The organism is Pseudomonas sp. CK-NBRI-02, from assembly GCF_008124495.1.
Taxonomy (GTDB): domain Bacteria; phylum Pseudomonadota; class Gammaproteobacteria; order Pseudomonadales; family Pseudomonadaceae; genus Aquipseudomonas; species Aquipseudomonas guariconensis.
In genome coordinates, this window is the sequence record NZ_VSJH01000004.1 from 37,167 (window position 1) to 63,733 (window position 26,567).

Consider the following 26,567-nt stretch of genomic DNA (forward strand, 5'->3'; position numbering starts at 1 on the left):
CGAATCCGTTTTTGGCCTCATATTTTTCTGAGCTGATTTTATAAAAACTAGAAAAATCAGCCAGTTCAACAAAGCCTAACGCAACACGACTCCACACCATTCGGGGGATCTATTCCCCCAAAATTCCCCCAAAATTTTTGATAGCATTTCGGTACTGCTAGGAGGTTAGGCAATTGTCCCGCCAGCTAATCCTCCTGACGTTGGACCCTCGACAGACTGCTTGTGCTCTAGAGAAAGGCAATGGAAATCAAGAATAACCCTGTAGGTCGTCTGCATAACATTCTCCGAGAAGCCAATGCTCACAAGGAGACCTCAATCACACAAGATGTTTGGATGGCGGTCCTCGACGCCCCGCATGGGGACATGGGCAGCCTGCTCCGTCTCATAGCAGAGGTGATCCACCTTCAGGAGCAAGCCAAACAGGCATTGAAAGAGTGGGTTGAAGGTGATCAGACTATCTACTTAGCTCCATTCCATAAGTTGGACCAAGTCTTCGCGAAGATTGATCTAAGTTCCAGATGGTCCCATTCAAAGCAGTATCTTGACGAGACGACGCTGAGTGCTTTGGCATTTGGGAGCCACCTGCTTGAGTCAAAATATGGAACATATCAGCTAACAGCAGAGCAGACCATCGAGTTTATCGAAAAGCTCGAACAGTTGATGCGCGACTGCATGAACTCAAATCTGCCAGAACCTTTGCAGAAACTATTCCATACAAATTTAGATTCTCTCCGCCAGGCGCTGATTCGCTACAAAATTTCAGGCATCGAGGGCTTGGAAGCTGAGGTTGACAGGGTAATAGGCGCAATGTCTCGTTATAGTGCAGATATACGAGACCAAACAGACGAAACATCTAAGGGCTTTATGAAGTCCGTATTCGAAATCATTGCGAACCTGAATGAGTCAATACAACTAGCGGAGACAGCAGTGAAACTCACCGGACCATCTTTTATAGCACTACTGCCTTTACTCCAATGACCTTGCCATCCAGTCAAAAAATAGCACAGAACCACTAGGCACTGAATTTGGCAAAAAAATACTGCTAGGCCGCCGGAGGCGTGCGACCTAGGCATCAGAACCTATCACCTATTAGCTTGCGGCGTCGATGGAGAAAATCGCATCATGGACCAAACAGAAAATCCTATTGAAGAGCTTTATAATTTACTTGAAGTATTGCTCAAGCATAACGTCGCGGACAGCTCCCTGAATGCATGGGCTTCAGCTTTGAAGTTCAATTCATCAAACACGGATGAAGCGGTTAGTGCATTAAAAGAAGTTCTTTTACTTATTGAACGCTGTGAATCCGCCGCGCAGCACATTCCTGGTGACAAAGAATTGTTTCTCACCCCTTTAAGGCGCGTACAACAGATGCTGAAAAAACAGAATCTGACAACTGCGTGGCAAAATAGCATCAATTATCTTGATGGCGCAACGATGACCGGGCTTAAATATGGCGTGTACGCAATCAATCAATTTTATCCAGGCGCTCAACCGGAAAAGTCTTCCAGCATTAGAGATTATGTAAGAAAAATCGACGATCTGCTTGAAGAATTTCTAAAATCCGATCTTCCCGATGAAGTGAAAAATCTTTTCGCCAAGCACCTACATGCCCTTAGCTCAGCGATGACAAGCATCCGAATCAATGGCGTGGATAATCTTGAAGATACCCTAGATACTATTTATGGCTCGCTATATCGGCGTTCAGAGGCAATCCACGAAGCCTCCCCAGGAAACGAAGGGATAATTAGAAAATTTATGGATATGCTTGGGAATGCGAACGAACTAGCATCGGGTTGGCAAAATGCGAGCGCCTTGCTTACCTACAGCAGTCCGATGTTGCTGCCACTTATCAAAACAGTAGCCTGACATCAGGCCAGTCAGCCGGGTGGCGTTAACGCATCATACTCCGCTTCGCACTGCTGGCCAGCTATTCGGTAATGCTCAGAGAAGACTCCTAAGGCACACGGCCGAGATGCTTCCCCGAATCACCACGGGTGGGATGATACGACCGAAGCCGACTATCCTGGTTGCATTACGCTCGGCTGGGCCAAAAACAATCCAACGGATACTGAGATAAGTCAATTATGTCGCTGCTTGTAGCAGGTTGCCCACGGTGCAAATCAGAAAAGATTACCTTTGATGTGCTAGCAGAAAATCGCATAGGGTTTGCATATAACTGGCAGCATATATATGAATGTTTCTGCGTATGCCGATCCTGTTCTAAATCCAGCATTTTCATACTGGAGCAAAGCGAGGCAAGCACAACCGACTGGTTATCCAACAATAAGTTATCCACCTGTAAAGTAGACCTAAATAAAATCTTCCGAGTGAAGGGATACGTGTCCTTAAAAGATCAGTCTGCATTCACTCCGCCCGAATACTTACCCTCGCATATTGAAGAGGCCTTCAAAGAAGGCGCGGCATGCTTAGCGATAGGCTGCAACAACGCTGCCGGCGCCATGTTCAGGCTGTGCCTAGATTTCGCGACTAAAAGACTACTTCCTCCTGATAGCGAAGCTCCAAACAGCAAAATTCGCAGAAGTCTTGGGCTACGAATCGAGTGGCTTCTGGAAAACGGCAAACTGGACCGAAATCTAGCGGACCTATCCTCGTGCATAAAAGATGACGGTAACGACGGCGCTCATGATGGAACGCTCAGTCAGATTGATGCAGAGGATATAAAGGACTTCGCCTTTATCCTGCTTGAACGTCTATTCACTGAGCCTCAGCGCTTGGAAAACGCCAGAAAACGCAGAGATCTTCGACATCAGCAACAGCGATAACCGAGTAGGTGAATGCAGGAGTTCTCAACGACATGCGGAAATAGCCGCCTCAAGTTGCTTTCCATATCCGATCCCCTGGAGACGCTCAGCCAGTAGCGAAAGCATCTTCACCTCCAGAGTGTCGGTCTTGCACAGGCCTGGAGCGCTGCGTGCCGGTGGTGGGACATTTTGGCATGGACCACCGGTCTGGCCGGACTGGCTGCTTTTTGGGTAGGGATGATCGCTTTTGCGAATGCTGCCTGGTCCTACCTAGGGCAAGCTTCAATCCTGATCGCCCCGGTTCTGCCTTAAAAGGTTCTAGTTCGTCTGGCCGTGGGCAATGTCCGGAACCAGGGACCTGATCTGATCAAGCCGATTCAGTGATGGGTGTCGCCGGCTCCGCCCCGGGACTTCAGCTGAAACTCGGTGACAGCCTGATATAGCGAATCCGCCAGCAGCTTCAAGCGCGCCACTTCTGCCTCCGGCGCGCCCATATCCTTGGCTTCGTGGTACTTCCTGGTGGCATCGATGGCCTGCTGGATCAGCTGATCGCCAGCCTCAGCCAGGCCTTGAATGGTCCTTTTCACCGCCCTGCTCCGGTTTTCTGATCAGGGCATCATACTCCGCCTCGCACTGCTGGCCAGCTATTCGGGCTCGGTCATACGCTTTCGCCAGCTCTCCCGCTCGAGCATCAGCCCGTGTGAGCAGGTCGGAGAGCACCATGGCGGCGCGGGTGGCTGCCTGGCCTCGGGCGATAGCGGCGGGATCCGGGCCGGGGCAACGGACGGTGGCAGCGAGCTTGCCGGCTTCGTTGCGCAGCCGCTGGCCAGCAGCATCGGCGCCAGCAGCACCAGCATCAGCCAATTGGTGTTCTTCTCTTGCATGGGCTCTTGCCTCCTCCTGCGCCTGGGCGCGTCGTTGTTCTTCCTGACGAGCGCTACGCTCGCCCAAGACCTCGGCCAGGCGGTCGCCGCTGTCGCGCTGAGCCGACGCAGCGGCAGCCTCAGCGCGCTCGACAGACCGGCCGTGCTGGTAGGTGCCCCAGTAGGACGCCACCAACAGCAGGAGCGCCAGCGCACGGATACCCCAGCCGTTCACGCCAAGGCCCTCCGCACGCCCTCGTCGATCACCTCAGCCTTGTATGGGTTGCCGCCGTTCTCATGGATGATGATGCTCTCCACGAACACCCGCAGCGTGGAAGGATCCTTGATGTTGATCGGGTCCGTGGTGCGCACGCCCAAGCGCTTCGCCACAGCCAGGGCGTAGGCCTTGGTGTCGTTCTCGTTCGACGGCGCCCAGCGGTTGATGGTCTCCAGCACCGTGTCGATGCCCTTCCCGCCCACACCGGGCATGCCGTCCTTGCCGCGGTAGGCAATGAGCAGCTTGCCCAAGGCACGGATTCCGTTCTCTGGCGAGTCGAAGCGGGCAAAGCGCGGCTTGCTGGCCCCGAGCTCCAAGCCCAGCTGCCCCACCCAATCGTTGCGTGGGTTGAAATCGATGTTCCCAGGATTGTTGTTGCGGACGCCGCGTGCAGTCATAGGTTTTCTCCGGGCAAAAAAATACCGCCATCAGGCGGTTGTCTTCGTTGGCAGACTGTCGTTCAGTTGATCAGGCCGGCGGCGCGGGCCAGGTGATCTCGTTGGGGTAGCCTGGCTGATCTGGCAGGCGGTTCAGTGCAACGCGGTAGCGCTTCCAGGCCGTGAGCTCTGCACCCTCTTCTGCCGTAGCCTCGCCCAGGTCCATGGCATCCTGCAGGGGTGCGATTGCGTCGTCTGCAATCTTGCGCAGGCGCGCGGTTTCAGCCTGGACAGAGGCCAGTAGCTCAGCGGCAGCCGCGGCCTGCTTCATCTCGGCAGTGATGACCTGCGACCAGTCGATCACGCCCACCGTCGGCACAAGCGGATCTACCCACTTCAATCCAGGCAGAGGCACCCGGCCGTCGGCTGGCTCGCGAATGTCGATAGGGAAGCGCGCATTCTCAGGCGCGTCAGCGGCATGTGGCAGCATTAAGGTAACGACCAACTCACCATTTACACGCTCCACTGGAGCAACGATAAATGAGCTGCTAGCCGCCTCGACTGGCAAGGTGGAGCCGTCAGCCAGGCGCGAAAAGTCCAGCGAAACGCCATTGATTTCGAGCTGATCGCCGGCCTTGGCAACGGCAAGGGGCATATCAGAGCGAACCGGGGAAAGTTTGATGATCATCAGTACCACCTCCCGATGGCTTTTGCAGAAATATAAGTGGAGGTCCCGGCTGCCCGCGGAGCCATGTCGAATCCCCGCAAAGTTACGGTCGAACCGCTTGGTGCGCCCGCAATGGAAGCCCAGTTTGCTGCCGACCCCCACCGAAACGCACCTGGAACAACTACCGGGGCACCTACGAATGATGCTGGGAACGACCATGTCCGTGTCCCCTGGTAGATGCCGCCTGTGTAAGCACTGTCAATTGCCTGGTCGGTTACGTTAATGCTCATCCAGCATTCCATGGTCCCGTCGGCATACTTCGTGTACTCACCATTGGCATTGCTACCGCGCTCAATGATGGCTCCCGTTGGTACGCCACCGCTTTGGCCTACGAGGCCTAGAATGTCAGCCACTGCCGCCGACTTGAGCCCCAGGCCAGTGCGTGCCGCCGCCTGCGTGGTGCCGCCCGTCCCCCCCTTCGCTACTGGCACCACGTTCTCGGTCGATACCGAACCAAGCCCTGCGAGCGTCGATCCCCACTGCTGGAGAATCGAACTGATGGCGTCCCGGAGGCTCTTGTCGTACCCCTGGATCGGCGTGATCGCATAGCTTCCGCCGCTAACCGTTGCGCCTTTGTAGGCGGGAAGAATGCTCAGCACCGTGGCGCTGGCAATGTTGGTCACTTCGTACCAATTGCCGTCAGGGCCAAGGAAAGCATCGCCCACTCGGCCATTGGCGGAAAAGTTGGTACCAGTTCCGGTCACCGTAGTTTGGCCAGCCGTGATCGCGACCGTGCCTGATCTGTACCAGGGCATGGATTGCTCCAATATTCAATTAAAAGGAAATGGAAGATTGTCAGTTCTGATGACCAACGCTTCCGGATACTTATCAGTCGGTATGCCGTAGTAGCTGTTGTAGGTGACGGGGGCGCCCCAATACATGGTTGTTCTCGCAGCATCACATGCCATGAAGTAGATGCCGCCCGACGCACCATATGCCCCGTCCATGTGAGCCTGCTGGTTCGTAACCGCTGGGAAAGGCGTACCTGGTGCGGACATTCCATCCATTCGCCCCTGGCCGAACGACCGAGAGAATGTCGTGGCTGCAGCGAATTCACCTGAGCCGACCGAGATAAACATCCGAGCCACGCAGTAGTACGGGCCAGAATTTATGAAGCGCGTGGCAAGCCTGGTCGCCCCCACAAACGGAACGCCGTAGGTTGCCACCCCATTGATCACGGTAGGTGCAGGTGGCGGCGGCGCTGAAATTGTGGCCACGACGTTGAGTGGGTACTGCAACGAGTTGAAGGTCAGTGTGCCCGCCTCGCCGTAGCACTTCAGGCCTGCACCATTCAACGTGTCCCGCATCGTGTCGAAGTAGTAAAACTTCGTCGAAGGGCTCGCGCCGATATAGTAGAAGGTCGTGGTGTCGCCCGAGCGAGAAGACCCGCAGGAAATCCCCGAGCCAACGATGAAGACAATCGGTGCAACTGCGCCGGTGACGCTGAAACCATGGATGGCATCGGTTATCGATGACTCAGCGTAACTGCTGCCCTCGTTGGGCGGCAGGTTCGCAGACTTGTAATCCAGGCGCGGCCAGTTGAGCAGCAGCGTCATGTACCCGCTTTTCAGCAGACCGTAGGTGATCTTTTCCGTGTCGAATAGGAGAGTGCCGTCATCCTTGTAGACCTTCAAACCCGCTGACATTTAGTGGTATCCGTAGTGAATTCGGCAGTTCAACGAGTAGAACCCCCACCCGCCGGCGTAGGAGTACTGCCAGGCTAAGGTCGCGCTGGTGGCCCCCACGGTGAGGGTCACCCCTGGGCGCTTTCCCAGATACTTGTTCTGCGCCGACAGCTCGGTGATGGCGTAGAAGAGCTCCTTTCCAGCAGGAGGTAACGGAATCGAGAGAGAACCATTGGACGCTCCTGTATCCACGTACCCCATCATCTGGCTGATCGAGCTCGTCATGTCGAGGAGCACCAAGCCGCTAGGGTCATAGATCTTCAGGCCAGTGCTCATACGTTCACTCCGAGGTCAATCGCCAGGTTGCCATTGGCATGGAATATCCGAAGGCGCTGGTTATTCAGGAGCAAACGCCCCTGCCCTGCGACTGTTCCGTTAATTTCAAAGGTGCCAGACTTGTTAAGAATCCAGCCCTGCTGGCCCGCCACATAGTTGGTTGAGCTGATGTAGCTGCCGATCTTGGCGTTGGTGATCGTGCCGTCGGCGATGAATGCCTCGTTCATGAACACCTGTCCTCCCTGCACGGCAAACGGCGACGAGAGCGTGCCGTTGATACCGTTGACCACAGCGAATCGGTCAACCGACACCAAAAACTGACTCTGAAGGCCGGCCGGGCCGTTTTCGATTCCAAGGCCAATGCCAGCAGCCACATACTGGCCTTGGGCGTTGAGCTGCATTTTGACCGCCCACATAGTCCGGGCCTTGCCATCGAGGTCTGCCTGGGCCTGACTGACGGTCTGAACTGCGGCATTCGTCTGACCGATTGAGGCTTCAAGCGTCTCGGTCTTCTTGACGATTGCTTCCTCTCTCGTCGCCGTTGCTTTGACCTCGGCAGCAAACGCAGCGGTCGAACTCCATTGATTGAGGGCGGCTGCAAGGTCCCCCTCGACGCTGTCATCGCGATACGAAGCCCTGAGCACCTGCTGGCTTTCGGCGGCGACAGTCACCTTGCCGTCGACCTCGGCAATTTTGGTCGTGTTGGTGCTGACCTGCTGGGCGAGACCATTGGCAGTGGCGACCGACTGGCCGACATCGATCCAGTATGTGACGTTTGGTGGTGCGTTCGCGCCGGATGCGTTGGCCGGCACAGCGGTCTTGGCTTGGTAGATCCGGCCATCCTCGATGACCATCTGATCCTTCGTGTAGGCCAGGTCCTTGTCGTAAGCCTTCAAACCGTCCAGCGCATCGATTTGCTCCTGCAGGCCGTCGACTTTCTCCTTGAGCGCTTCGCCCAGCATCGACTCATCGATCTGGCCGCTGATCATCTCCAGGATCGGGCCGGCGTCGGTCTCCGACACGCCGAGCACACCACCACCCACCGGATACCAAGGCCCGATGTTGCCGATACGGTCAACCAGGCGCGCCCAATAGAAGAACCGCGCGCCAGCCGCCAGGCCCTGCATTACGTACTCGCTCTGCGGATACGCCACGTCGGCCAGTTTCGTGGCCAGCTCCAAGTCATTGGCCTGGCCATACCAGACCTCGGTGCGCTGGGTATCCTCCGCATCAGCGGGGAAGCCCCACTTGAGCGCAATCCCAAAGACAATCGAGGTGGCCGTCAGGAAGGTGACCGCCGGTGGCAGGCCTTCCTTGCCCTTGAGCTCCGTCAGCATCGAGTCGCGCCACATCGACGTGATGTCAAAGGCGCTGACCGCCCGCACGCGAGCCAGGTAGGCGCCAGCGTAGATGCCGACCACGTCGACAGACGTCGTGCCCACCCGCTGCAGGCGCACCCAGTTGCCGTCGTCCTTGCGCCACTCCACGTCATAGGCCACGGCGCCCTGCACCGCTGGCCAGTCGATGGTCATGGTGCTGACCGCGATACCTTGGGACACGACCGAGGCCGAGGACAGGGTCACGCTCGCCGGCGGCGGCACAACGGTGATCGGAATGACGCTGATCGGGCGCTCCTGCAACTTGGCGCCTGTGTCGATCGCTGCGAACTTGCTTGGGTTGAACTCCAGGGCAGTGATTTCGTACTCACCCTCGGCCGTACGCGATGTCTTCAGCACGCGGAACAGCTGCACGGCCAGGTCGCTCGCATCGATAGCCCACTGCAGTTCAGGCTCCGGCGGCACGCTGTAGGCGGTGGTCACCGTCACGGCACGACCGTTCACCGATTGCACCGTCCGGCCCTGGGCGCTGCCGTTGGGCAGGTTGATGATCAGCCGATCGCCGGGTTTGACCTGGGTGTCACGGTCCAGTGTCACGACGCGGCCTGCTGCCGCCGAAATCCGGCCACCATTTGGGCGACCCGATAGCAGCTCGTCGGCTACAGGGATGACGTGACCAGGCAGCGGAATGCGCCCTTCCATGCCAGTGCGGAAGGTGACAGTACGGTCTTGGTTGTTGCTCAGCAGCGCCCACTTGCCGCGGCGCTGGGCTTCGCTGGCCCTGGTGCACCCGATGGCCGAAATCTCGATCGGGCGATCCTGGTACCGGCGCTGCAGCGCAACGTCGGTCACCGGGATGACGTCGGTGTCGTAGTTGTTGGCCGGGTTGTCGTAGCTCACCAGGGCTCGGCTGTAGTGGGTGCTGCGCTCTGCCCCGCCGTAGGTGAACTCACCATTGATGACGTTGGCCCGGGTGAACACGTAGTCGAAGTCCTGGGCGCGCGGCATATCGGCCTGCATGAACAGCGAGCCATGGGCCCAGTACACCATGCCCCGGTAGATCGCCGACAGGTCACGCAGCAGCGTCCAGGCCTCGGCCTTGCCTTGCAGGTTCATGTCGCACAGGAAGCGCGGCTCTTGGCCCCCGACCCCGTCCGGCACCAGCTGGTCGCAGTACTGCGCGATGCGGTACATCTCCCACTTGTCGACCATCCACGACTTAATGCGCTTGCCCAGGCCGAACCGGTCCTCGACGCACAGCCCGTAGGTGACGAACGCCGGGTTGTTGGTCCAAGCCTGCTTGAATGTGCCGTCCCACGTCCCGGTGTAGTTGCGGGTGATCGGGTCGTAGTTGGTCGGCACCGGCCAGCGCCGGGCCTTGCACTTGACCGTCACCGACGGGATGTTCTGGAACTGCTCGGCGTCGAACTGGATGTACAGCAGTGCGGTGTTCGGGTACCGCAGCTTCTCATCGATGATCTCGGTGTATGCCGCAATGGTCATAGTGTCGGCGATGGTGCCGGAGTTGGCGTTCGGGGTGATCCGGCGAACGCGCATCACCCAGCCAGAGGTCGCATCGGGCAGATCCACGCGCACAGAGCGCTGGTAGCCGTTGGTGGTCTTGCCGCTCACCGCGCCGCGATGGGCCTGGACGAAGGCGCCGCCATCGGTGGCGATGTCGATGGCGTACTCGATGGTGTAGCCATTGGTGTTGCCCTTGCTGTCCTGCTTGACCAGACGCGGCCAGGAGAACCGCAGGCGCACAGCAGACAGCTGGGTATTGCTCAGCGTGCGGGTCCATGGGGTGTCGCTGCGCAGCTCGACGTTAACCGAGGTTTCGCTCTCGACCGCCGGGATGCCCTGGACGTAGGACTGCTCGACCGTGCCCCGCCGCCACTCCCACTTTACGCCGGGGAAGTTCATGTTGCCGCTGGCATCCTGGATTGGCGTGTTGTCCAGGTAGATATCCTTCGCCGTCGGCGTGCCCTCGAACTCGCCTTCACCCACGGCCAGTAGGATCTTGGCGATGTTGGTGGAGCGCAGGCTGTCGGGCGCCTCAACCGGCGTCTTGGGCTTGCTGCTGCCGCCCTTGGCGCCAGCAATCTCAGGTGGGAGTGTCGGGCCCATGCTTTCCTCCGGGCAATAAAAAACCGCCCGAAGGCGGTTCATTGAAGGCCTCGATAGGCCAGGTAGATCATCAATGCACTGTGAGCGATGTGGAGCATCCTGTGCATCACATCGAGAACGAACAGCAAATTCTTTTTCATGCGTCCCTCCTATGGCCAGAAGGGGAATCCTTCTGAGCAATAGTGAGGGTTTTTGCTGTTACGCCTTGTCCTCGGCATAGATCGAGGCCGAGATGATCGCCCCGCCCCAGCGGCGCTCACCGATGCAGATGGGCACCGGGTTGCCACTGGCCGTGGTGTTCTTGGCGCTGCCAAAGGCGTAGGACGGCATATTCTCCGGAGCGGCACTTTGGGAAAGGCCCTTGGCTTGGGGGCTGAGCATCTGGATGACACCGCCAGCGATCAGCGAAACACCTACCGCTGCTGCAGTCCCCCACGCTCCGCCAGCTGCGAATGCGGCGCCAACTCCGCCAGTGACGAAGGCAGCGGCGGCGATCAAAGCGATCCCGACTACGGTCTGCATAAGACCGCCACGCTTGCTTCCGCCGACCACCGGCACGATCCGCACCTCTTCCGTACCACCTCTGTAAAAATCATCCATTCCTACGTTCTTGCGATTGCGAAACACCGCGAAACGCAGGCCCATTCCGTCGAGTCGCTGAATTTCAGCCTCGAATCCTTCAAGCGTGGCTTTGAGGGCTTGGAAAACCTCCCAGGTGGATCCCGAATCGATTTGACGACGGTGCAGACGTCCAAACTTTGCTGCAAGCGAGCCGGACAGCTTGATAACCGTCATAGTCGAGTTGCTGGTATATGCAGCCACCATCATTTCTCCTTGGCACAAAAAAGCCGCCCGGAGGCGGCTCTGTTACAGGCAGCTTTTGACCGCCTCGATTCGTCGATTTTTTCGCCAATCCATCAGACCAGATTGGAAGTAGAGATCAACGCTGCTTCCGCGATCTGTCTTGGTAAAGTCAGCGAACTCAATTTGCCCGGCGCTTACGACGGTTTTTCCACCACTAGGTAGCGGCTGTATTGTGACGTCATAATGGACGCCAGCGAGTGACTGGTTCTGCCAAGCAAAAAGTACGCACTCAGCAACTGTTGTCACATCCCGCTGACTGGTAAAAGAGCGCGCCGGCCCTTCCGCTCGACGCTCATTCATCGACGCACAACCAGCCAGAATTACCAGCCCTAGCGCAGCGATAAGAATTCGCATGTCATCCCTCCATTGAAATGGAGAACTGTACCGCCACCATGCGATCAGACGCAAAGAGCCCAGCGGTGGGCTGGGCTCTTCTGGGAATCCAAAAATCTATCCGCAGACTAACCTGCTCTGCGTAGTCGTGGCCTAGCCCCGTCTACAGCAACCTGCCTAGCCCGATCTATACCCCAAGCCATGGCAGTGGTCATGTTCTCGCCTGGGCGAGAATCGTATGCTTCTTCGTGAAGTGCCTTCCCGGATGGAGCATAGACACCAAGAAACATCTGCGTGCTACCAGTACGCGACAGTCTCACTTGGACATCGATCGAAGTGCCGTCATCAAGGATCTCATCATGATCGCGGTGATGTAGGACCGGATCTGCCCATTCCCAGAATTTCGTCCCTCTCTTTCTCATGCTGGCCTCCTTACGATGCATGGTGAATGTCATTCCACCTTAGCGTCATAAATAGCGAGCTCAAGATTCTTGCGACCAAATATGTCGTAAATCGGACGACTGACAATCATCCCTGCCTTGGCACTCATGTTACCCACGCTTGAAACTAATGCTTCTTCACTTCGCATCGAGATGGCGCAGCACAAGGCGGGCCCGATCCTGCCAGGGCCCGCCGTAAATGATGATCTCGGACGGTCTGCCGTACAGGTGGTGCAGCATGAATGGGCCTGGCCCATACACCTCGGCTTGTTCCCCAGGCAGCTGCGGGTCGCCTCCCAGGTAAATGCCCGCGTGATTTGGGTGCACAGTGCGACCCACGGCCATGACGATCATGTCGCCGCGCTGGGGCTGGCTGACCTGGTAGAAGCCGGCCGCCTCAAACGCCTGCTCATACAGGCTCGGGCCATCGGCCTGCTCCCACCAGCCATCCGTCCGAGCGTAGGCCGGGAACTCAAGCCCCCACTCCCGCTGGTACCAGTCGGCGCAAACCTGCCAGCAATCCCAGGCGCCGTGCACGAAGGGGCGCCCCAGCAACGCTGTATCGCTGGTTGGCGTGATGGTGCGCAAGTCACCCTCTGGCCACGACAGTATGTGCCATGGCACGCCCGTAGCCTCACACATGGCCAGGTCCCGCGGTGACGGTCGGCTGGTAGCATCCGGATGCGAGTGCACAATACCGACCACCTGCCCTTGGTCTTCCGCCTGGGCGTACTGCTCGGGCGCGATTCGAAACTCTTCGGTCGGGTCGGTGGCCACGTTCTCGCACGGGAAATAGACCTGCTTTCGACCGACAGCGAGCAGCAGGCCGCACGCCTCACGCGGGTACTCGGCCGCGGCGTGCTGCTGCACGGCGGCAAGGATGTGTTTCAGCATGGTCAGCTTCTCGCGATGAGGGAGACGGCCGGAAAGCCGCCAAAGGGCTTGGCCTTGGTATCGCCGAAGCGAACGTCGCAGCCTGTGTCCAGGCAGCCGTTGCACTGGTCCTTGGCCGGATCGCTCGTGGGCTTTCCGTCGAAGTCAAAGTACGGTCCGGTGTATCCGCAGTTCGGCCCCCGGTAGCCGCCGGTCATGGCCCAGTGGCACAGCTGGGTCATTTGCCGCCCGATCGATTCGCCACCCACATCGCCGGGGCTGGCCAGCTCCCACGACACCTGGGTGCCGTTTTCGGAGATTTTCTGGTCGATGTACCAGACCTCGACGCTTTCTTCGTTCGGGTTGGCCTCAGGGTTGCCGCCTGGGAAGTTGGCCGCATCCAGGTACTGGCCCAGCGTGTGCCGGATCGTCAGCTTGAACTCCAGCAGGTCAGCAAAGGCCAGGCACAGCGCGGTGATACGACCGCTCACGTTGCCAACGGAGATGGTCGGGCGCACAGCGGTACCGTCCGAATTGGCCTCCACTCCTTCGATCTGCATGGGCCAGGCACCGTATTCGTTACCCTGCCACCAGATCGATTTGGCCGGCAGCTGATCGGCATCGGCACCAGCCGCGGCCAATTCCTCCGGGGTGTGCGGAATGGCGTGGCCATGGAAGCGCAGGATATCGGCGCCGTACTCGCTGCCGTCCAGTTCGAACAGCATGATTTCGGCGCCAGGCTCCAGCTTTTGGAGCTGAGTGATCAAACTCATGGGTGATACGCTCGCTCAAAGGTCAGTGACAGCACGACAATGCCGCCGGGGCGGAACTGCCGGCGGCTGTCTGCACAGCGGTACATGCCCAGCTCCCCCTCCGGCGTGGTCCAGAGAAACGACCTGGCACCACCATGCGCGCGGATGAAATCGACAATCGGCTTGATCTCGTCCGTGAGACCGCCAAACGTCAGAGTGTGCGTATCGGCCTCGGGGTTCGGCCCATCGCCGGCCACCTGGGCGTAGCCACCACCGAACTGGGATCGGCGCACCCGGAACGTGCTATCCGTCCCGATCTCGTCGTCCGGCTCCCAGTTGAAGGTTTGCATGGCCATTAGCGTCTCCCGTTGCTGTTGCGGTGGCTCGTCCCGCCAGGGCGCCAGGAGGCGGCAATTGCCCGCTCGGCCGTCGCCTCCATCTGTTTCTGCAGGTTCTGCTGCAAGGCGGCGCTGTCGAGCTGCATGCCTTCGGCGCTCCGGTCCTCCACGGTGAAGTACATCGGCGCATCCACCTGAACCACCGTGCCGCCGCCGGACGAGCCGCCAACCATCTGCACGCCCAGGGAGCCATCGGCACCGCGGGCCAGCGGCATGATCGCCTCCGGGCCGGCCTCGCCAGCAACGCCCAGCCCACCAGTGCCCGTCCCAAACATCGTCGGGGTGTTGAGGATGGTGTTGGTGGCAAAGCCCGCTCCCTTGGCAAAGAACTGCACGCCAGAACTCCAGGCGCCGCCCTTGGCCTGTGGAATGTAGGCGCTGCTGTAGCCGGCCTGAGATGCTCCCAAATTAGAGGAAACCGCTCCCGCCGAGCCTGCTGGCAGGCCGTTGCCGCCACCGCCGCCGAAGAAACTGCCAGCTGCGGATATGCCCATACCGACCAAGCCGCTAAGCAGTGAGCTGGCGGCTTGCTGGCTGGCGATCCTGGCCATGTCCGCAATGACGCTGGTGGCGAAGTCCTTGAAGTTGGCCTTGCCGGTCATGGCGAACTCGGCGATGGCATCGCGCGCCGTATAGAAGCCTGCGGTCAGCATGTCGTCGGTTGCACCGGCGACGTTGGCGGCATCGGCCTGGATGTTCTCCCAGGCGCGGCGTGCGCCGTTTCGGTAGTTGCGCTGAGCCTCAAGCCGGGCGTCGAAACCATCCACCTCCATCTGCAGCTCACGGGCCTGATACTCGGCCAGGTCCGCCAAGCGCTGCTGGTAGGCGTCCTGGCTCAGGCGCCGGGAGACGTCCTCCTGCTGCTCTTCCAGCTGTCGCCGCGCCTCCGCGTACTTCTGGCGTACAGCATTGAGCCGGTCCGCCTGCTCGCGCTGGTCGTCGCCCATGCCGATGCCGGCCACGTCAGAGTTGATGGCGTCCTGACGCGTCTGGAGCACGACCTCCATGGCCTTGCGGTAGGCTTCGGCGCTGTTTCGCCGCTGCTCGGCCAGCGTCCGCTCCTCCTGGGCGCGCTTCTGCAACAGCGGATCGGCATAGGCCTCGTTCAGATTCTTGATGCCAGCCTCAAGCTCCCCGGTGGTGATCTTGCCGGCCGCCTGGGCCTTGCGTAGCCCCTCGACGCCTTCGACCAGTTCGGAAAGACGCTTCTTCTCTGGCAGCGCCCGGTCGATGAGCGCATCGAGCGCCTTGACCTCGTCCTGCAGGGACTTCGCTCGGGACTTGCTGCTGGCCGTCGCATCCTGGTTGGCCTTCTTCTGCGACTCGATCGCGCTGGCCGCCGACAAGATGGCCTGGCGGTCGGCATCGGTTAGGTCGACGTTTTCCGCAATGAAGCGGTTAGCGGCCTTGGTCGCATTGCCATTGTCCTGCAGGCCGGCCAACTGCTTCTGCAGCGTTTCCAGGTACGTCTGCCCGGCGCTGCTCATGCCGGCCTTGGCCACGTTGTTGGCGTTGGTGGCCGTGGTGTTGTCCTGGGTGACGCCGGTCAGAACGCGCAATGTGTCCGCGATCTGGTTCGAGCGCTGGTCGGCATCACTGACCGCGCCCGCTTGGGTGATCCACTGCTGCACGGTGCTGGCCGGCAACTGCATGCGGTCGCCCACTTCACGCAGGATCGGCGATAGATCCTCACCAGCGGCCCGAGCTTCGTTCAGGCGATCCACTACCGCCTGGTACTCGCGCAACTGCTGGCCATACCGCCCACCAGAGTCGCGTGCCGGCGCCGTGACCGTGGCCGAACGAATGGCGGCAGCCAGGTCGCCGTAGGCGCCACGGACAGCATCCGTCGCGTTGATCTGCTCCTGCTTCCAGCGAACCAGCGATGCCTCACGCTGGTCGCGATTGAGCTTTCCGAACTCCTCGCGCAGCTGCTGCACAGGCTTGTGCAGGTCATCCAGGCTGACGCCGGCCTTGTCGGCGTTGTCGCTCAACAGCAGGAAACTGGCAGCGGCGGTGCCGGCCATCAAGGCGAGCCCCAGCGGTCCGCCGAGGATGCCGAGCAGGCCCGCTCCTACCGACCGCAGCCCTGCCTGAGCAGTTGCGACAGCAGCGGTGGCGGATGCCTCCCGCTGTCTAGCCTGGGCCAGTTGGATGGACATCTGCGTCTGCACTGCAGTGCCGCGCGCCGCAGCGGCTTCTCGGGCGGCCAGGATGGTAGCGGTCTCCGCCTTGCGCTGGTCGGCGATCGCCGCTTGAAGAACGGCCTCAGCCTGGGCGATGCGTGCTGCCCTGTCGGCCAGTGCAGCCTTCATCGCCAAACCGGACTTCGCCACGTAGTTGGTCAGCGCCGCCGCGCCCACACCACCCATGGCCGCAGCCACCAGGTTGATGTTGTCTGCCACTGTGATCAAGGCACTGGAAAGGCCGCCGACTGCGCCTGTGCGCTCCTCCATGTTGCCCAGGTACGCCGATATGGCATTGCCGATGTTGACCAGCGCGTCTTGAACGCTGGTGGACATGTCGGCGGCGGCTTTACGGTTGGCCTCGACGGTCTGCAACAGGCCGGTGTTGATGTCATCCAGGGCCAGCTTGCCCTGGACACCCAGCTTGCGAATCTCCTCGGCGCTCTTGCCGGTGGCATTGGCGATTGCGGTGACAATCGTCGGCATGGCGTCCTGAATGGATACCCAGCCGTCGGCTTCGACCTTGCCGGTTTGCAGGGCTTTGGAATAGGCATCCAAAGCAGATCCAGCCTTGTCGGCAGCCACGGCGTTGGTCACCAGCAGGAAACTGAAGCTGTCGGTGATGTCGAGCGTCTGCTGGGTGTTGAAGCCCAGGCTGCGCATGACGTCAGCGGTGCGGATGTACAGCTCCTGGGCTTCGGCCAGGGGGCGATAGGTCTCCTGCGCCGTTTGCAGCAGGTGCTCCTGCACCAACTGGTATTCGCTTGCAGTGCCCGCTGCCGCCTTCATACGGTCAGCCATCTGACCGTAGGCGTCGACCTGTTTGATGATGCCGCCGATAACACCGGCGCCAGCCACCGCAGCGAAGGCCCCGCGAATCAATACGCCCGCCTGCTGCGCAGCAGAACCGGCGCTATCAAACGCAGAGTCGACTTGAGCCAGGTTGCGGTCGATCGATTGGGTCGTGCGCGCCACCACCTGGTCAGCACTGGCCAGCTCTCGCCGCAGTTGCGCCGTGGTGGCCTCGATCTGCACCAGCATGCCCTGGACTTGTTGGTCGGCCATGTGAAACTCCAAGCACAAAAAAGCCGCCCGGAGGCGGCGGTTTGCCTACTATTCGCGCTTGCCGCGCAGGAAGGCTTTCAGGCGATCAGCCACACTTCCGGTCTTCTGGGGCGCGGCCTGGGGCTTCGCCTTGCCCACGTTCATCCAGTCCAGGCGAGCGTCGAGGGCGAGCATGATTTGCGGAATGGGCGTGCGCCATGCGGTATCAGGCGGCCAGCCAAGCCAGCCGACAGCCACGCCGAACAGGTAGTCGACGTAGCTGCCATTCCTCACTGCGCTGTGCTGGCCGCCTCGGGCTTTCCCCGGTCGGCCACGCTGGGCGGGACAGGATTCAGCAGGAAGGTGATGTACTGCGCCAGTTTGGCCGACACCTTCGCGACACCAGTCTGAAAGACCTCATTGGCTACCGTGGCATGCTGCTCGGGCTGGAGCCCTGCACCGGCAACGATGATGTCGGCGCACGCGCCAATGGCCATCAGACGTGTGGCCTCCAGGCCACCGCGCAGACCGCCGAACCGGGTTTCGATTTGCAGTGCCGCCTCCAGGGTGGGCTGCAGAGTATAGCTGCGGGCGCCCACCACCAGGGTGACGGTGCCGTGCAATGCTTCGCTCATGGGGTTTCTCGCAAGAAGGGATGGGGCTTACCCCATCAATCACGGGGTGGCCGGGCCGGCTTCGATTTCGAGGATGTCGGTGTTGATGGCCAGCGTCACGTTGCGGCGCACGACGTTATCGGCAGTGCCGGGCGCGACGGTGTTGTTCATCACCTTCACGCCGAAATAGAAGGTGGTCGGCAGAATGGCCGGGGTCGCGCCTGGGTCACCGTCGTTCAAGGTGACCTTGATGTTGTAATTGCCCTTGGTGCGGTCCTTGTGGGCTACACCAACGGCCTTCTGGCCGGCATCGCCGTTGTCCAGGCCCACCGTCAGGGTCATGTTGCCGGCGTCCGCGGTGCCTTTGTACTTGCGCACGCGGCCATCACTCAGCGCGGTGAAGTTCACCGGGTTGAAAGTGTCGCCGAACTCGCCCAGGTCTTCGATCTCGCCCACATCGACGTAGGTGTCGGCCTCGTACTCGGTTTTGGTGGTCGCCGGAGTCTTGCTGCCAATGGAAAGGCGGCAGCCGGCGGCTGTGTTGAGGTTGTCATCGGCCATGGGGATTCCTCCAAAGGCTCATTGGATAAAAGCCGCAGCGCGGCCGGTGAGTGATTCAGTGGGTGGTGATCACGCGAACGGTGATCGAGCCCTGGTAGGTAACGCCGTCCGCATCGCGCTGGGAGTCGGCTTGCAGCACGCGCACCGAGACAGCACGTCCGATATCGAGTGGCAGGCGGCGCTCATCGAGCGCAGCGATAACCTCGCCGTTGATCCGCTTGACCTCGGCCTGACCGACAGCGCCCGACCAGACCGACAGGTAGAACAGCCGCTGCTCACGCTTGCGGCCGGCCACCGGACTGATGTTGGTCGAGATCTCGCGATCAATGGAGACGTACGGCATGGGCGCATTCAGTGGCGCCCCATCGTAGATAGGGCAGCTGACCTCAGCGTCGAGCCTGGCAAAGATCGCTTCCTGCAATGCAAGTGATGGATCAGGCATTTCATGCTCCCTGGCTGGCTCGGCGCAGCGTTCGGGCGATGGCCGCTTCGATCTCGGCCAAGACGAACTCCCGATTGACCTGCATCGCTGGCCGGAGCCAGGGGTGGGCCGGACGAGCCGGGATATCCGGGTACTTGCCGAAAAAGTCAGTGCCGTCGCTCTTGTTGGTGGCCCGACGATTGCGCTTGTCGGCGCGCTTCCCGCCGGCGTAGCCCTTGGTGCCGTACTCGACGAACCGCAGGTAGTAGAAGCGCCGATTGTCGCGCTTCCCGCGAATGCCGATTTGCGCATCCAGGCCGCTGGGAGCCACATAAGCCCGCAGCGCTGCTGCCGCCTCGCCCGTGTCCTTGGGGATCAGCTCCTGCATGGTCCCGAGGATGCGATCCGCGCACTTCTGCATGGTGGGTCGCAGCTCGTTGTCCATGGTCTTGTGAATGTTGCGCAAGGTCCGACGCAGCTTGAAATCACCGCGAAGGCTTGAGCGGCGGGCCATGGGTCACTCCTTGGATTGATCAGCCTTGGTCGGCTTTTCAGCCTTGTCGATGATCTCCACGGCGTAGCCACGGGCGATCAACCCTTGGCCATACGCTCGCTCGACCTCGAAAATCTCTTTCTTCTCGCGCTCGCCGCAGGCTCCGGAGAGCGGGCCGAGCGCCTGGATCTTCATCTTCATGGTGCACCTCAGGGGTTCGGGACCGATGAACACAACAGCCGCATCATGGTCCGGTCGTTGTCCAGCAGCACGGCCTCCACCTGGTAGGTGACACGGCGCTCGGTGATCCGCCATTCGGCAGCGAAGTCGGACCGTGGGCGGACACGGATCTCGGCGGTGATCGTCGCCGTCAACTGCTCTGCCACAGGCTCGACACGCCCGGTAGGCATGGTGATTTCTGCCCAGACCTTGCCAACTGGCAGCCATGTCTTGGTCGCGCCGCCTGATCGGTTGGACTCGAGGTGTGGCTTGGACACCTCGCAACGATGCTTCAAGGGGCCGGCTCTCATCAGAAGCGCTTCCTGTACCAGAGCAGCCTTTCGACGGCGAGCGGCATGGCCGTGGCGATCGTGCCCACGGCCACGGCCTCACGGTTGGCGTACCAGTGCCCGACCAGCAGAAGGACGGCCTGCTCGACGTCGCGAGTCAGACCCATCTCGTCTGGCTCAACTGGGTCGACCTCCACCAGCTTTCGGTCGCAGTGCTGCTCGATGTGGGCCTTGGCCGCCTCGATGTATCCGCCGATCAAGGCGTCTTCTTCATCGCCATCGACCCGCAGGTGCATCTTCACGTTGGCCAGGTCGATCATTTACTTGGCCTCTTTGGGAGCCGTCGGCTTGGATTCCTTGGGCTTAGCTGCCTTCGGTTTGCCGTCGTCACCGACTTCTTCGGCCAGACCTTTGCCGATCAACGAATGGGCATATTCGTCGTCTGCATCGTCGAACACCGTCCCGGCCTTGATCTTGTTTGAGTCGGCCTTGAGCAGAGCTCCATTGCCAACGAAGCCCCACAGGATCTTGATTTTCATGCTGCCTCCAGAAAGGAAGAGGCCGGCGATGAGCCGGCCTTCGGTGAGGTTGTATTAGGCGCCAGTCGGGAACCGGCCCTTGACCAGCGCCTCCTTGCGGCGCACGCCGAGACCCAGGCGCTCTTCGACCAGCAGGGCGCGCTCGTTCTTGATGAACTGATCGTTGATCAGGCCCATCTTGAACAGGAAAGACATGCGGTCGAACAGCGTGGTGGAACGAGCGAAGTTCGCAGTCAGGAACTCGCCGCCGGTGTCGGCATCGCCTTCATCCATGCTGTCAGACGTGATCACCGGACGGCCCCACAGGATTGGAGTGACCAGGCCCTGCAGATTGGCGAACAGGTAGCGATTCTCGCCATCCTTCTGCAGTTCGATGTTCATCCAGTCCAGCTCGGTCATCACCACGCCATCGGCGGACATTTGCGACTGCTTGCGCACCTGGTAGATGGAACGACGGACCAGGTCGATGGCGGTGTCGCCGGCCTTGCTGAGCGCGGTGTTGTAGCTGGTGGCCTGGGTCATCAGGCCGTTCAGGTTTTCGCCGGTACCGTCGCCCTTGAGAATCTGCGCTTCCTCCTCCAGCTTCAGGTCGTAGCGCAGCAATTGCTGCAGGTAGGCGAACAGCTGCGGAACGTCGTCCAGCGCTTCGTCGGTCACCGGCATCCACACCGCGATTTTCTTCACGCGGTCGGTTTCGGTGGTGAAGGTGACATTGCTCGTCGGTTTCAGGCCGCCCTCCGCGACCGGCGCCGCTCCACGGGTGTGCAGGTTCTCGCGGAAGTAGGTGTAGTTCTGACCGGACACCGGCACAGCAGTCAGCAGATCACGAATGCGCAGCTCCTGGCGAATGCCAGGTTGGATCACTGGGTCGTACTGAGGGACTACGATACCAGCGCTGGTGACCTTCATTTCCTTCATGCTGGCCATGTCGGACTTGGTCACATCGAGCTCAGCCAGGCCGCCGCCGCGCTTCAGCGACTTGTAGCTCTCGTCGCCTTTGATCAGGTCGATGAAGCTTTTGCCCTCGCCTGGTTGGCCACGCAGTTTGACGCCCTTCTGCTCCAGATCAACGACCTGGTCGATGACCTTTTGCAGCTCGCCCTTCTGGTCTTCGATCTGCTTCTTGAGGTCGCCGGCGACCTTGTTGCCCTTCTCGACCTCCTCCATGGCCGCATCGTATTTCTTCTGCAATCCTTCGAAGCCGCTCTTCAGTTGCAGCTCGATGGAATCCTTCAGTTCTTTCACTTCGCTCATGGCGATACTCCGAAATATTGGGTGAACAAGTTGGGAATTTCTTTCAGCTCATCCACGATCGCCGTGGCCTCGCTCCCGCCGTCACGGCGTAGCGCGGTGTAGCCGAGCGAAGCGACTGCCGCCGCTTCCTTCTGCGAGAGGCCCATGCGTTCGCGCAGGGCTTTCTCGAAAAGCCTGATATCCGATTTGACGCTGAGGACGTGCGCCTTGGGGTTCATGCCGAACGGGACGAAGGAGGCCTCCCACAGTTCGGCCTCCTTGATGACGCGGACGCGCCGACCCGCTCGCTCTTCGAAATCCGCCTTGATGGTGTTGAAGCCGATCGACATGCTGTCGAGGATGTCTGCCTTCATCAGCTCGTAGCCGTCGCGGGCATAACTGACGTTGAGGTTGACCTGGCCTTTCAACAGAAGGCCGTGGTCGTCCTGGGTGTAGTCAGCGGCGCCGACCAAGCGAGTCAGGTCGTGGTACAGGGCGAGCTTCAACTTGCCACTGCGAGTTGCCTTCACCCGGGTAAATGCGCCGGGCAGGATCACGTCGTCGCCGAGGTCGACGTTGTTGAACACCGCGGCGTAGCCTTCAAAGTTGCCGGCTTCATCCACGGCCTTGAGCTCGAACGGGCATTCAAGGTTCGCCATTTTTTTGCATCTCCCACCGGGTGACCCGGGCGTAGTCGCCGCCCAGCGGCGGGTAGTTTTCTTTCTCGCGGACCTCGTCGATGGAAAGCCAACCAGAGCCGCCAGAGCCGCCAAGCGCAGCCTGGAAGTAAGCGGCACGCCCGGCGCTGTCCGCGCGCAGCAGGCCCTCGACCACGAATTCCACGAATCGGGTCGTTGAGCGGAATAGCTTGTCGTTGAGTTCGTCTTCGACCGCGTCGATGTAGGGTTTCAGGCCGAAGGTGATAAACCCAGTGAGCTGTTGCTCCAGGTTCGAGCCCATGATTGAGGTCTTGCCGGCGCGGTTGGCCAGCCACAGCGGTACGCCGTAGATTCCCGCCAGGGCTTCCTCCTGGAACTGCTGCGACTCGATGAACTGTGCATCCTTCTGGCTGATGCCAGCCGGGACGATCTTGGGGTTGCCCTGCAGGATCGCCATCTTGCCGATGTCGTCGGCGTCGGCCTTGCGCACATCGGGGAACTTCTCCATGACCTGAGCCTGTTGGGCCTTGGTGAGGAACTGCTCGTAGATGACGTAGCCGCCCGTGAAGCCTCCCTTGCGCATGAAACGGGCCGACCACTGCTGACCAGCCTTGGCCAGGCCCATGGTTTCCGCCTGGTGCTCGATAGGAGACAGACCATCGATGCCGTCCAGGCTGAACAGCTTGAAGTGCAGCATGTTCTCCGGCGATACCGGGAACCGGTCACCCTTGCTTGGAGTTACCCAGTAGAGCAGGTCCTCGCCCGTATCAATGGTGACCGTCTTGCCGTCTAAGGGAACGATGCCGATCACATCGTTATTCACGTTGCGTTCGATCAGCGCAAAGGCGTTGCCACGCAGGGCCATGTTCACGACCACGAACTTGAGAAAGTTCAGCAGGGTCATGTAGGGGTTTGGCTTGCGCAGCAGCTTGAGCATCCGATCGCTCCCGGTGACCAGCGACCGGCCGCCATCCTTGTCCTCGTATAGCTTGAGGGGCAACCCGCTCAGCGACTCGGAAAGGATCTTTACGCAAGACCAGACCATGCTGATGGATAAGGCCGTCTTGGCGGTGACACGAACACCGGCCTTGGTGCGTTTGCCGCCGACCTCAAGGTCAACCTCGACATAGTCGCCCGTGGTCGGGTCGGTAAAGCCGAAGAAGCCCCAGGTCATGGGGTTGTACCATTTGAATGCCATGGTCAGCCTATCAATCCGAAGAAGCCGTGGTTGAGGTAGTCGTCCAGGCCGCCGCGTGCCTCGGGATTGAGGGCCATCAGCGACACGGCGTTGAAGGTCGCCATGAGCGGGTCAATTTTCGCGGTGCCGGAAGCTTGCTTGGTGATCAAGAAGGCGTTGGCCGATGGCACACCCTTGGCGTTTCCACAGGACCAGGCCATGAGTGGCTGCCCGCAGTGAATAAGCGTTCCTTCGGCGAGCCGGCGTTCGGTCGTCTTGATTGCGCCGGTGAGTTTCCAGCCCTGCGAGATGCCAACGATCTGTTCCTCGTCGATGCCGACATCCGCCAACGCATCTAGCACTGCGCCGATTCCGGCCGGGTCGAGGCCGACCTTGTCGAGCAGGCCGGCCTCATTGATCCGGGCCACGATCGCCGCCAGTTGATCAACGTCGTCACCGATCTTGTCGACAATGGTCAGGTCACCGGTTGCTTCCAAGTCTCTGAGCCTGGGAGCTTCTGACTTACGTCGATCAAGTACCGAGGGATGAGCCCAGGCATGCGCCCAGTGCAACCAGGTGCGGGATTCGCGAACTCGGCCGATCACAGCAAGGCCGAGCAAGTCATCCAGCCCGCCCCCGTCGCCGCCGACGACGATGACCTCGCATTGCTCGAGCAAGTCATCCAGCGTCATGCCTTCCTTGGCCTGGGGTTCCCAGAAGGCGGCGCCGACCCAACTGTCGGACATCAGAGCAAGTCCGATCTCGATGTTGAGGTGCTTGGCGAGAAAGCCACGCATCTCCGCCTCACCATCGATCTCTGCCTGCATATGCAAGCGCTCAAGCGTTGGTCGGTCTACCGAATAACCAATGTTCGGATTCACCAGATGGAAGTTTTCTGGCTTCCGGGCCTCGCCACTCTCGATCATCTCTTTCGAGAATTCGTAGATGATCGGCAGGAAACGGTTGTCGTCGATGCGGCCGTCACGCACACCGCGGGCATAGGTCAGCTTCGACTTGAACACACCGGCCGGGGGCTCGTTCGACTGGGTCGTCAGCCAGATGATGAAGCCTTCAGGCCTGGACAACAGGCCGCCAGTGGCTTCGCGGATCATGTCCGCGGCCTTGGGGTTCTTGCCGAACAGCCAGGCCTCATCGATCAGGACACCAACAGCCTTTTTACCACCCACTACGTCGCTGTCAGCCGCCACGACCTTGAGCGTTGCCCCGGTTTCGCGATGGGTGATCAGCCTCAAGTGTGGCTGCACATGCAGCAAAGCCTTCAACTCGTCATCGTTGTTGACCATGTCCTTGGCCGGGATGAAGGAGTTATCAGCGATCTCCTTGGTCGGGGCCAGGATGATGAACTCCGCCGATAGGCGCCAGTTGCGGATCAGCGCGGTGAGCATGATGCCGGCAGCGATGGTCGACTTACTGTTCTTCTTCGGAATGCAGAGCATCACCTCGCGGATCAGTCGCTCGCCTGTCTCGCTGTTGTAGCTACCAAACACTGCGCCGGCGAAGGCCAGCACCCAGGGCGCGCAGGAGGCTTCGATCGTGGGGCTGCCCGGGGCATCGACGATCTTGAGCCCCTTGAATACCTCAAGGCTCGCTTCAGCCTCATCGGGGAACAGCGGTGGCGGGATGATCGATTCGCCGGCAGCCAGGCGCCGCCACCAGTCTGGGCAGGCCGTGGTCCATTGCATGAGTTATCCCTTCACGACAGAGAGCGGTGGCTTACCCTGGGCATAACGGCCTTTGCCGGCCTCTTTGGCAGCCTCGGCCTTTTGTTCTTTCTTGCCCGCCTCAGCCTTCTTCCCATGGATGTAAGGCACAGCTGTCTGCGCGGCGTTGCGCCGGTCGAAGACCTTTGCCCGAGGCTCGTTCATCAAGGCCAGCAACCACTCCAGAGGATCCTGGGTGGAAGGAAGACAGCTCAGGAACTCCCCGTCAGCCTCGTTGAGTTCAACGGGCTCCACGGCACTTTCATCACCCTTCGGTTTCTGGCCCCGCTTCTTCGGCTCAGGGTTAACACTGAGCTCTGCTTTGCGGGCCAGAATTGCGGATGCAATCTTGGGATCGTTCGCCCATCGCGAACCTGACGCAGCAGCCACCGAGGCCTTGCAGCCTGCGGCTTCCGCTGCTTCTTTGTTGGACGCACCTCGGGCCTTAGCGTCAACAAACCGTCGCTGTTTGTCTGTTAACACCATTAACAAAAACCTTGAGGGTCGAGAAAAATGTGCGCGTGGGATCGGGGGCGGTCTAGCTACGGGCGAGCCTCTATATTTTGACTCCCCCCCTACCTTGCGGTCCGCAGCCAACACGCTCTAGGCCTGACCGGCTTCCTCAGCTTGCTTGACCGAGTCATGGCAGGGCTTGCATAGGGACTGCCAGTTGGTCTGGTCCCAGAAGAGATCCTTGTCGCCACGATGCGCAACGATGTGGTCAACCACGCTGGCCGCAACAGTCCTGCCATGCTTGGCGCAGTAAACACACAAAGGGTTGTCGCGCAGGTACTGCTCCCGCGCCTTCTGCCATCGGTAGTCGTAGCCACGCTGGGAACTGGTCATGCCGCTCCGCCAACTGCCTGGCGTAACCACCTTGACCCGAGAGCCTGCGCTCTCCTTGATACGAGAGCCGAGCGTCTTGAGCCTGGCCATCAGCCTTCTACCTTCTTGCTCATGAACCGGTCGGAGTAGTCACGCAGCTTCTCAACACCCATGAAACCGACCATGCAGCCGGCAAATACAGAAAGGTTGGGCGGCAAAGCAAAGTACTCCAGCACTGGCAACAGGCTGATCGCGATCAGGCCGCAGATCGCGCCTTCCAAGAAGATCTTGCGACCTCGGCCTCCGCCATAGATGACGCGACACATCGCCACCGCAGCAGCAATGCCGCCGGTATAGAGCTGTGGCTGATGCGCGATCAACCATGCGAGCACAGCGGCCCACAGGCCCGGGTCCTTTTCTGGCATGTTCGGCATCTCGATTCCTCCCTTTACGGGGAGCGAAAATGAAGTCCTGTAATTTCAGGGTCTTGAGTGAAT

At 60.1% G+C, this 26,567-nt stretch carries 34 protein-coding genes; 3 read left to right on the forward strand and 31 right to left on the reverse strand.

What is annotated here, in order from left to right; genetic code table 11:
* Positions 1 to 240: 240 nt before the first annotated feature.
* The 3 genes from DQ397_RS03610 to DQ397_RS24920 all read left to right on the forward strand — a co-directional run bounded on the left by DQ397_RS03610 (position 241) and on the right by DQ397_RS24920 (position 2,783).
* Positions 241 to 978: a hypothetical protein gene (locus DQ397_RS03610; RefSeq protein ID WP_043214266.1), complete on the forward strand. Its 738-nt coding sequence runs from the start codon at positions 241 to 243 to the stop codon at positions 976 to 978.
* A gap of 144 nt (positions 979 to 1,122) precedes the next feature.
* The gene (locus tag DQ397_RS03615) at positions 1,123 to 1,866 is read left to right on the forward strand and encodes a hypothetical protein (protein ID WP_043214267.1); all 744 of its coding nucleotides are present in this window, start codon (positions 1,123 to 1,125) and stop codon (positions 1,864 to 1,866) included.
* Positions 1,867 to 2,084: 218 nt separating this feature from the next.
* A complete protein-coding gene (locus tag DQ397_RS24920; protein WP_080642137.1) occupies positions 2,085 to 2,783 on the forward strand; it encodes a DUF4145 domain-containing protein in 699 nt (232 codons plus the stop codon).
* 356 nt (positions 2,784 to 3,139) lie between these two features.
* On the opposite strand, the gene DQ397_RS03625 is transcribed toward DQ397_RS24920, so the two are convergent.
* From DQ397_RS03625 to DQ397_RS03775, 31 genes are all read right to left on the reverse strand, one after another.
* A complete protein-coding gene (locus DQ397_RS03625; protein WP_043214268.1) occupies positions 3,140 to 3,349 on the reverse strand; it encodes a hypothetical protein in 210 nt (69 codons plus the stop codon).
* Positions 3,321 to 3,860 carry a DUF2514 domain-containing protein gene (locus tag DQ397_RS03630; protein WP_052352500.1) on the reverse strand — a complete coding sequence of 180 codons (540 nt, stop codon included), beginning with the start codon at positions 3,858 to 3,860 and terminating at the stop codon, positions 3,321 to 3,323. The genes DQ397_RS03625 and DQ397_RS03630 overlap by 29 nt, the downstream gene beginning before the upstream one ends.
* Complete coding sequence (locus tag DQ397_RS03635) at positions 3,857 to 4,300, reverse strand: structural protein P5 (protein WP_043214270.1); 444 nt, start codon at positions 4,298 to 4,300, stop codon at positions 3,857 to 3,859. Before DQ397_RS03635 ends, DQ397_RS03630 begins: the two co-directional genes overlap by 4 nt.
* Positions 4,301 to 4,370: 70 nt before the next feature.
* Positions 4,371 to 4,967 (reverse strand): tail fiber assembly protein, encoded by a 597-nt coding sequence (locus tag DQ397_RS03640; RefSeq protein WP_238556634.1) that lies wholly within the window; start codon positions 4,965 to 4,967, stop codon positions 4,371 to 4,373.
* The gene (locus DQ397_RS03650) at positions 4,967 to 5,761 is read right to left on the reverse strand and encodes a hypothetical protein (RefSeq protein ID WP_043214275.1); all 795 of its coding nucleotides are present in this window, start codon (positions 5,759 to 5,761) and stop codon (positions 4,967 to 4,969) included. The genes DQ397_RS03640 and DQ397_RS03650 overlap by 1 nt, the downstream gene beginning before the upstream one ends.
* A gap of 15 nt (positions 5,762 to 5,776) precedes the next feature.
* A complete protein-coding gene (locus DQ397_RS03655) occupies positions 5,777 to 6,652 on the reverse strand; it encodes a hypothetical protein (protein ID WP_043214278.1) in 876 nt (291 codons plus the stop codon).
* A complete protein-coding gene (locus DQ397_RS03660; RefSeq protein ID WP_043214280.1) occupies positions 6,653 to 6,967 on the reverse strand; it encodes a hypothetical protein in 315 nt (104 codons plus the stop codon).
* Positions 6,964 to 10,431 carry a host specificity protein J gene (locus DQ397_RS03665; RefSeq protein ID WP_043214281.1) on the reverse strand — a complete coding sequence of 1,156 codons (3,468 nt, stop codon included), beginning with the start codon at positions 10,429 to 10,431 and terminating at the stop codon, positions 6,964 to 6,966. Before DQ397_RS03665 ends, DQ397_RS03660 begins: the two co-directional genes overlap by 4 nt.
* Positions 10,432 to 10,629: 198 nt before the next feature.
* Positions 10,630 to 11,226, reverse strand: a complete 597-nt coding sequence (locus DQ397_RS03670) for a tail assembly protein (RefSeq protein WP_238556635.1) — start codon at positions 11,224 to 11,226, stop codon at positions 10,630 to 10,632.
* Positions 11,227 to 11,298: 72 nt separating this feature from the next.
* A complete protein-coding gene (locus DQ397_RS03675) occupies positions 11,299 to 11,649 on the reverse strand; it encodes a hypothetical protein (protein ID WP_043214283.1) in 351 nt (116 codons plus the stop codon).
* Positions 11,650 to 11,756: 107 nt separating this feature from the next.
* On the reverse strand, positions 11,757 to 12,050 hold the full coding sequence (locus DQ397_RS24665) for a hypothetical protein (protein ID WP_080642138.1): 294 nt from the start codon (positions 12,048 to 12,050) through the stop codon (positions 11,757 to 11,759).
* Positions 12,051 to 12,206: 156 nt separating this feature from the next.
* Complete coding sequence (locus DQ397_RS03685; RefSeq protein ID WP_043214286.1) at positions 12,207 to 12,962, reverse strand: C40 family peptidase; 756 nt, start codon at positions 12,960 to 12,962, stop codon at positions 12,207 to 12,209.
* Positions 12,963 to 12,964: 2 nt separating this feature from the next.
* The gene (locus DQ397_RS03690) at positions 12,965 to 13,714 is read right to left on the reverse strand and encodes a phage minor tail protein L (protein ID WP_043214289.1); all 750 of its coding nucleotides are present in this window, start codon (positions 13,712 to 13,714) and stop codon (positions 12,965 to 12,967) included.
* Positions 13,711 to 14,049, reverse strand: coding sequence for a phage tail protein (locus tag DQ397_RS03695; protein ID WP_043214291.1), 339 nt, complete (start codon positions 14,047 to 14,049; stop codon positions 13,711 to 13,713). Before DQ397_RS03695 ends, DQ397_RS03690 begins: the two co-directional genes overlap by 4 nt.
* Complete coding sequence (locus tag DQ397_RS03700; RefSeq protein ID WP_148921479.1) at positions 14,049 to 17,339, reverse strand: phage tail tape measure protein; 3,291 nt, start codon at positions 17,337 to 17,339, stop codon at positions 14,049 to 14,051. Before DQ397_RS03700 ends, DQ397_RS03695 begins: the two co-directional genes overlap by 1 nt.
* 48 nt (positions 17,340 to 17,387) lie before the next feature.
* The gene (locus DQ397_RS03705; RefSeq protein ID WP_043215903.1) at positions 17,388 to 17,612 is read right to left on the reverse strand and encodes a hypothetical protein; all 225 of its coding nucleotides are present in this window, start codon (positions 17,610 to 17,612) and stop codon (positions 17,388 to 17,390) included.
* Positions 17,609 to 17,953, reverse strand: coding sequence for a hypothetical protein (locus DQ397_RS03710; protein WP_043215904.1), 345 nt, complete (start codon positions 17,951 to 17,953; stop codon positions 17,609 to 17,611). The genes DQ397_RS03705 and DQ397_RS03710 overlap by 4 nt, the downstream gene beginning before the upstream one ends.
* 39 nt (positions 17,954 to 17,992) lie before the next feature.
* On the reverse strand, positions 17,993 to 18,493 hold the full coding sequence (locus DQ397_RS03715; protein ID WP_043215905.1) for a hypothetical protein: 501 nt from the start codon (positions 18,491 to 18,493) through the stop codon (positions 17,993 to 17,995).
* 55 nt (positions 18,494 to 18,548) lie between these two features.
* Entirely contained in the window at positions 18,549 to 18,935 is a 387-nt protein-coding gene (locus DQ397_RS03720) for a DUF3168 domain-containing protein (RefSeq protein WP_148921480.1), read from the reverse strand.
* 1 nt (position 18,936) lies between these two features.
* A complete protein-coding gene (locus DQ397_RS03725) occupies positions 18,937 to 19,428 on the reverse strand; it encodes an HK97-gp10 family putative phage morphogenesis protein (protein WP_043213209.1) in 492 nt (163 codons plus the stop codon).
* Positions 19,429 to 19,431: 3 nt separating this feature from the next.
* Positions 19,432 to 19,608, reverse strand: a complete 177-nt coding sequence (locus tag DQ397_RS24455; protein ID WP_178113768.1) for a hypothetical protein — start codon at positions 19,606 to 19,608, stop codon at positions 19,432 to 19,434.
* Positions 19,609 to 19,616: 8 nt separating this feature from the next.
* Positions 19,617 to 19,937, reverse strand: a complete 321-nt coding sequence (locus DQ397_RS03730) for a phage head closure protein (RefSeq protein WP_043213206.1) — start codon at positions 19,935 to 19,937, stop codon at positions 19,617 to 19,619.
* Complete coding sequence (locus tag DQ397_RS03735) at positions 19,937 to 20,236, reverse strand: head-tail connector protein (RefSeq protein ID WP_043213205.1); 300 nt, start codon at positions 20,234 to 20,236, stop codon at positions 19,937 to 19,939. Before DQ397_RS03735 ends, DQ397_RS03730 begins: the two co-directional genes overlap by 1 nt.
* Positions 20,237 to 20,455 (reverse strand): hypothetical protein, encoded by a 219-nt coding sequence (locus DQ397_RS03740; protein WP_043213203.1) that lies wholly within the window; start codon positions 20,453 to 20,455, stop codon positions 20,237 to 20,239.
* A gap of 54 nt (positions 20,456 to 20,509) precedes the next feature.
* Positions 20,510 to 21,709 (reverse strand): phage major capsid protein, encoded by a 1,200-nt coding sequence (locus DQ397_RS03745; RefSeq protein WP_043213201.1) that lies wholly within the window; start codon positions 21,707 to 21,709, stop codon positions 20,510 to 20,512.
* Positions 21,706 to 22,347, reverse strand: coding sequence for an HK97 family phage prohead protease (locus DQ397_RS03750; RefSeq protein ID WP_043213199.1), 642 nt, complete (start codon positions 22,345 to 22,347; stop codon positions 21,706 to 21,708). The genes DQ397_RS03745 and DQ397_RS03750 overlap by 4 nt, the downstream gene beginning before the upstream one ends.
* Positions 22,334 to 23,545, reverse strand: coding sequence for a phage portal protein (locus tag DQ397_RS03755; protein ID WP_043213197.1), 1,212 nt, complete (start codon positions 23,543 to 23,545; stop codon positions 22,334 to 22,336). The genes DQ397_RS03750 and DQ397_RS03755 overlap by 14 nt, the downstream gene beginning before the upstream one ends.
* 2 nt (positions 23,546 to 23,547) lie before the next feature.
* Positions 23,548 to 25,227, reverse strand: a complete 1,680-nt coding sequence (locus DQ397_RS03760) for a terminase large subunit (protein WP_043213196.1) — start codon at positions 25,225 to 25,227, stop codon at positions 23,548 to 23,550.
* Positions 25,228 to 25,230: 3 nt separating this feature from the next.
* Positions 25,231 to 25,731 (reverse strand): terminase small subunit, encoded by a 501-nt coding sequence (locus tag DQ397_RS03765; protein WP_043213193.1) that lies wholly within the window; start codon positions 25,729 to 25,731, stop codon positions 25,231 to 25,233.
* Positions 25,732 to 25,848: 117 nt separating this feature from the next.
* The gene (locus DQ397_RS03770; RefSeq protein WP_043213192.1) at positions 25,849 to 26,181 is read right to left on the reverse strand and encodes an HNH endonuclease; all 333 of its coding nucleotides are present in this window, start codon (positions 26,179 to 26,181) and stop codon (positions 25,849 to 25,851) included.
* Positions 26,181 to 26,504: a phage holin, lambda family gene (locus DQ397_RS03775; protein WP_023379832.1), complete on the reverse strand. Its 324-nt coding sequence runs from the start codon at positions 26,502 to 26,504 to the stop codon at positions 26,181 to 26,183. Before DQ397_RS03775 ends, DQ397_RS03770 begins: the two co-directional genes overlap by 1 nt.
* Between the last annotated feature and the right edge of the window lie 63 nt (positions 26,505 to 26,567).